A 5,785-nucleotide genomic window follows, 5' to 3' on the forward strand; every position below is an offset into this window, starting at 1 on the left:
GAACATCGAGTGCACCGACGGTTTCAACCGCGCGCTGCTCGATTTCCTGACTGCATGAGGCACGGCGATGGACGACCAGGAACGTTATGAAGCAGGGATGAAGGTGCGTCGCGCGGTGCTCGGCGACGCGCACGTCGACCGTTCGCTCGAGAACCGCACCGAGGTGACGGAGGAGTTCCAGAACCTGATCACGCGTTATGCATGGGGCGAGATCTGGACCCGCGACGGGCTGCCGCGCCATACGCGCAGTCTGCTGACCATCGCGATGATGGTCGCGCTGAACCGCGGCGAGGAACTGGCGCTGCACCTGCGTGCCGCGCGCAACAATGGCGTGACGCGCGACGAGATCAAGGAGGTGCTGCTGCAGACCGCGATCTATTGCGGCGTGCCGGCCGCGAATTCCGCGTTCCATCTCGCGGACAAGATCTTCAAGGAACAGGATGGGGCCGCGTAGGCGCGGCAGGTTAAGCGCCAGCAGTGATCCGACCGCGCGGCTCGCCGATGCTGGCGAGCCGTGACGATCAACGCGCGCACCGGCAGCGAATCGGTGCGTGAACGAAGGAAAGGCGCGGCCACGAGGCCGCGCGTGTTGCATCTATATCAATGTTGGATGGGACCGGATCGCGCGCTGACGCGCCCACGCCGGCCGACAAGGAGACAAGCGATGAATCGCACACCCGTGGTCGATGTCCAGACCTTCATCAACGAGCAGCCGTTCGGCGGTTTTCAATGGCTCGTATTCCTCATGTGTTTCGTGATCGTGCTGCTCGACGGCTTCGATACGGCCGCGATCGGCTTCATCGCGCCGTCGCTGCTCGGCGAATGGAACCTCACCAAACCCGATCTCGCGCCCGTGCTCAGCGCCGCGCTGTTTGGCCTCGCGTGCGGCGCGCTCGTGTCAGGCCCGCTGTCCGACCGGCTCGGTCGCCGCTCGCTGTTGCTCGGCTCGGTGTTCCTGTTCGGCGTCGCGTGCCTGATGTCCGCGTTCTCGAACACGATCGGGCACCTGACCATCCTGCGCTTCGTGACCGGCGTCGGGCTCGGCGCGGCGATGCCGAACGCGGTCACGATGATGGGCGAATTCTGCCCGGACAAACGCCGCGCGACCGTAATCAACCTGATGTTCTGCGGCTTTCCGCTCGGCGCCGCGTTCGGCGGTTTCCTGGCCGCATGGATGATTCCGCATTTCGGCTGGCGCAGCGTGCTGATGCTCGGCGGCGTGACGCCGCTGCTGCTCGGCGTGCTGTTGCTGCTGAAGATGCCGGAGTCGGTGCGCTTCATGGTCGCGAGCGGCCAGTCCATCGACAAGATCCGCGCCACGCTCGCCCGCATCTCGCGCGACGCGCTGAACGCCGGCTCGTTCGCGCTGACCGAAGTCGCGCCGCAGACCGGCGGCAAGGGCCTCGGGGTCGTGCTGTCGCGCTCGTACATCGTCGGCTCGGTGATGCTGTGGCTCGCGTACTTCATGGGCCTCGTGATCTTCTACGCGTCGATCAACTGGATGCCGATTCTGCTGAAGGATGCGGGCCTGACGCCGAAGAGCGCGACGCTGATCTCCGCGCTGTTCCCGCTCGGCGGCGTGGGCGCCGTGCTGTGTGGCGTGCTGATGGACCGCTTCAACGCGAACCGCGTGATCGCCGTGTGCTACGCGCTGACGGCGGTGAGCGTGTATGCGATCGGGCAGGCGGCCGGCAATGTCGGCTTGCTGGTGCTGGTCGTGTTCGTGGCCGGCGTGCTGATGAACACCGCGCAATCGTCGATGCCGGCGCTCGCCGCCGCGTTCTATCCGACCGAAGGGCGCGGCACGGGTGTCGCGTGGATGCTCGGCGTCGGCCGTTTCGGCGGGATCGCGGGGTCGTTCCTCGTCGCCGAGCTGACGCGCCGGCACTTCTCGTTCGCGGGGGTGTTCGCGACGATCGCCGTCGCGGGCGTGCTGGCCTGCGCCGCGCTGCTGATCAAGCAGATGGCGCGGCCGCATGGCGTCGCGCAGCCGGCGGGCAAGATCGAGTCGCTCGGGCACTGAGTGGCCGGCAGGCCGGTGCGGTGCGCCGGCTCCCTGCCTGACGGATTCAAGTCGGTTGCAAGCAGATCGACCGACGCACGACGCCAGACCGGGCCGCCTTCGCGGCCCGTCGACATTCCGGCCATCGCGCCGTTACTCCTCCGCGTCGTGTTCCTTGACGAAGTTGCGCAGATACGCGCGCAACGCCGCTTCCCGGCGGCGATGATCGTCGCGGTTCGCGGCGCCCATTTCCTCCTCGTCGCCGAACAGCGTCGGCGGCGCGCAGTAAGTGCCGACTTCGATGTTCTCGCGCAGCACGCGGATGTCGTGCGTGACCGGGTGATACTCGGCGATCCAGTGCATGCCTTCGATGTGCTCGCCTGCTCTCAGCATTGGCTTCATCAGCAATCTCCATGCAGAGCAGCGGTGCAGCCGCCGAAACGGTTGCACGCGCCCGTACCGAAAGGGTACGCCTGCATTCCGTGAAGCTCAACGGGCGCGCTCGTGAGCGCTCACTGCGGCAGCAGATGGGCGACGAGCGGGTACAGCGACAGGATCAGCAGCGCGGCCATCGTCACGTTGAAGATGCGCAGCGCGCGGGGATTCGACAGGAAGCGCCGCAGCCCGAGGCCGAACGCGGCCCACAGGCAGATGCACGGGAAGCCGATCAGGATGAACACGACGGACATCCACGCGGCGTTCATCCCGTAGTCGGCGGACAACTGGACCGTCGTCGCGGCCGTCAGCACCATCATCCACGCCTTCGGGTTGACCCACTGGAACGCGGCGGCTTCGATGAACGTCATCGGCCGCGGCTTGGCGCCGTGCGCCTTTACTTCGCCCGACGTGCCGATGCGCCATGCGAGGTACAGCAGATACGCGACGCTCGCGGCTTCGAGGATCGTGTACAGCAGCGGCAGGCGCTTGAATGCTTCGCCGAGGCCGAAACCGACGCAGAGCATCAGGATCGCGACGCCGATGCTGATGCCGAACAGGTGCGGCATCGTGCGGCGGAAACCGAAATTGACGCCGGACGCGAGCAGCATCGTGTTGTTCGGGCCGGGCGTGATCGACGTGACGAGCGCAAACAGCATGCCGGCAGGCAGCGCGCTGAGGGTGAGGAATTCCATCGCGGATTCTCCATTCGGTTCGAGGCTGGGATGGAGATCAGTTTAGCGACGGTTTTCTGTACGGTACCGGTACAGTTGAGTGGGCAAATGCCGGTACGGGGGCGTCGAATCACTTTGTGTGTACGAAAGGGGCTCGCGCAGCAGGGATACTCGCTCTTCATTCGCGACGAACGTATCTACATTTCCGGCGCGTTGCGACACGCGTCCGGCCTATCCACGCACACCCGCATTTACGAAAGGTGGGCAACTTGCCTATCAAACTGTAAGAAATCATGCCCTGATGAGCTCGATATTAGGCTTATTCAAAGCAGCATCGACGACGAGTATTTCCAAAATTTGGGATAGGCTAAATATTCTATTTTCTAGGCGTGCGTTAAACCTGATGTTTTTACGAGGTGCGCGATTCCTTAAGTATCGAATGATGTCGATGGGTAATTGTAAAAATGCGAGCTGTATGTGTGTTTCCCAATTGAAAGCACGACAGAGGCGTCCGGAAAAGTAGACACGTGGGAAGGGACTGTTATGGATGGCCGGTGAAATTTTTCTTGCGCTACTTAAATTTGTTAACTTAGGATTGAGACTCATCGAATCGGGAATGCTTATATCCAGAACGGGAAATCTTTCAAACTCCTTTGGCCCGGTCGCCGCAGCGAAATGTCTTGCCGGGTGTAATAGCTCGCATGAATCGCGATCGAGCGGGAACTGTCGTTTTCGCATGCTGAAGCGAAAGTAAATAAACTGCTGCGAAGTATTTAATCGATGCCTCTCCATATTCGTGAGTAGGCTGAGCAGAGTTGCGTCCATATTTCTTTGTTGGGCCGTACTGTGGCTTGGGATTTCTGCATCGCGTAGCTATATCGACGACATGGCCCGATGGGATATTTCAGGTATCCCGTGGCCGGTGTTTTCATGGTTTGATGGATTTGCATTTTGCAGTGTTGTATGGGCCGTATTCCGGTTGAGTGTGGTGTCGATGGTTTTCTATCTGGCGCTCGGATCATGGGCCGTGTTGAACTCATGAGCGAAACGATACGTTGATCGCATTTCTTTGGTTTAGAGAGGAATGAGTAAAATGTTGATTGGAAATTCTGGTGGCGATAAAAAATATTCGGACAACTATCAGACTTTTGATGTCGCGTCTGCCGAATGGCGCGACTGGCGCTGGCAGCAACGAAACACCATCCGAGAGGAAGCATCGCTACGCGAGGCCTGCGGGGGCTGGTCGGACGAACTGAGTTCGCACATTCAAAACAACCTGAACGGCCGCAAGCTACAGATCACGCCCTATTACCTCCGCTTGATTCGCGAATCGCACGGCGACACCGACGCCGACATTGTCCGGAATCCGCTATGGCGTCAGGTCGTTCCGTTCTGGAGTGACGAAATCGTCGGAGGATACGATGGCGAATCGGAAAACTGGGAGCTGGCGCATGAAATGAAGACGCCGATCTGTCAGCACAAGTACGACAATCGCGTCATTTTGCGCATGGTCAACACGTGCAATTCGTATTGCCAGTTCTGCTTCGAGGCGCTCCGCACACTTGAAGTCAATAGCGAAAAGACCAACGCCAGCCGGGACACGTTCGGCGAAAGCGTGGCCTATATCAAGCAGAATCCGGCAATCGAGGAAGTTATTCTGAGCGGCGGCGACCCGCTGATGCTCTCCGACGCCAAGCTCGACGAGCATCTGTCCGCCCTGCGCGACGTCGGACGCGATCTCCTGATCCGGATTCACTCCAGATCGCTCACCTTCAATCCGTACAGGGTCACCGATCAGTTGGTCGCAATGCTCGAACGGCATCGGGTGAACGCATTCGGCGTTCACGTTTGCCATCCGGACGAACTCAGTCCGGCCTTCACGGACGCAGTGAAGCGGATTCGGTCGGCGGTGCCGATCGTATTTTCCAACATGCCATTCCTGCGCGGCATCAACGACGACGAGGAGACGCTGCATCGGCTCTTCATCGAACTGTATCGCCACGGCGTCAAACCGTACTACCTGTATCACTTCATGCCGTTCTCGCCGGGCGCGTCGGTCTACAAGGCTTCGATCCGCGACGCCATCCGCATCATGAACCGACTGAAGCGGCGCGTTTCGAACGTTGCGATGCCCGAGTATGTGCTGCCTCATGCGAAAGGGAAGTTTACGGTGCCGCTGTTCGAAGGCCAGGGCGACATCCCGCAGTTTGTAGAAACCGGCGAACAACGCATCTACCGGTTCGTCAACTGGCAGGGCGAAACGTGCGACTGGATCGACAACTGAACGGGCCTTGAGCGGTGTGCGGACTGATTTCTCATCCAGGTGAAAAGATGCGACAAGACGCGGTTTTATTTGTGCAAATCGAGGGCTCCTTGCTGTCGTTGACCAGCTATCGGGATTATCACTTCGAGGTCGCTCGCAAGATGGGTCTCGCGTGCCTCACGGCCGTCGTGCGCCGGCACGTGCCGACGGACGGCGATGCAGGCGGGGCGCGCGACGACACGTGGTGGCTCGATTCGCTTTCCGTCGAGTCGCTGCTGAGATTGCTCGAGCGTCTGGACGCGCACTATGACGTGAAGGCCGTCTTTTGCTATGCGGGGCAGGCGTCGGCCCATGGAGAGGTGGGCGCGGTGGTCGCCGACGTTTGCCGGATAACCGGCCGAGTCCATTCTC

5 protein-coding genes and 1 pseudogene are annotated in these 5,785 nt (G+C 60.9%); 4 read left to right on the forward strand and 2 right to left on the reverse strand.

The genetic code is table 11. From position 1 onward, the window contains the following. The first annotated feature begins 67 nt into the window (after positions 1 to 67). Both pcaC and AC3IFE_RS19020 read left to right on the forward strand, forming a co-directional pair. Positions 68 to 454, forward strand: a complete 387-nt coding sequence (pcaC, locus tag AC3IFE_RS19015; protein ID WP_089468856.1) for a 4-carboxymuconolactone decarboxylase — start codon at positions 68 to 70, stop codon at positions 452 to 454. A gap of 210 nt (positions 455 to 664) precedes the next feature. After that, the gene (locus AC3IFE_RS19020) at positions 665 to 2,023 is read left to right on the forward strand and encodes an MFS transporter (RefSeq protein WP_301737451.1); all 1,359 of its coding nucleotides are present in this window, start codon (positions 665 to 667) and stop codon (positions 2,021 to 2,023) included. Between the two features lie 132 nt (positions 2,024 to 2,155). Here the strand turns inward: AC3IFE_RS19020 and AC3IFE_RS19025 are convergent, their stop codons facing one another. Together AC3IFE_RS19025 and AC3IFE_RS19030 are read right to left on the reverse strand one after the other, a co-directional pair. Further along, positions 2,156 to 2,404 (reverse strand): hypothetical protein, encoded by a 249-nt coding sequence (locus AC3IFE_RS19025; protein ID WP_301737452.1) that lies wholly within the window; start codon positions 2,402 to 2,404, stop codon positions 2,156 to 2,158. Positions 2,405 to 2,514: 110 nt separating this feature from the next. Next, on the reverse strand, positions 2,515 to 3,132 hold the full coding sequence (locus tag AC3IFE_RS19030) for a LysE family translocator (protein WP_301737453.1): 618 nt from the start codon (positions 3,130 to 3,132) through the stop codon (positions 2,515 to 2,517). A gap of 1,072 nt (positions 3,133 to 4,204) precedes the next feature. Between AC3IFE_RS19030 and AC3IFE_RS19035 the strand changes: the two genes are divergently transcribed. Both AC3IFE_RS19035 and AC3IFE_RS19040 read left to right on the forward strand, forming a co-directional pair. Then, positions 4,205 to 5,395: a KamA family radical SAM protein gene (locus AC3IFE_RS19035; RefSeq protein WP_301737454.1), complete on the forward strand. Its 1,191-nt coding sequence runs from the start codon at positions 4,205 to 4,207 to the stop codon at positions 5,393 to 5,395. A gap of 47 nt (positions 5,396 to 5,442) precedes the next feature. Continuing rightward, positions 5,443 to 5,785: pseudogene (locus tag AC3IFE_RS19040) on the forward strand (ATP-grasp domain-containing protein); the annotation flags it as partial.

Source organism: Burkholderia sp. APQ4-4ca (assembly GCF_057837105.1).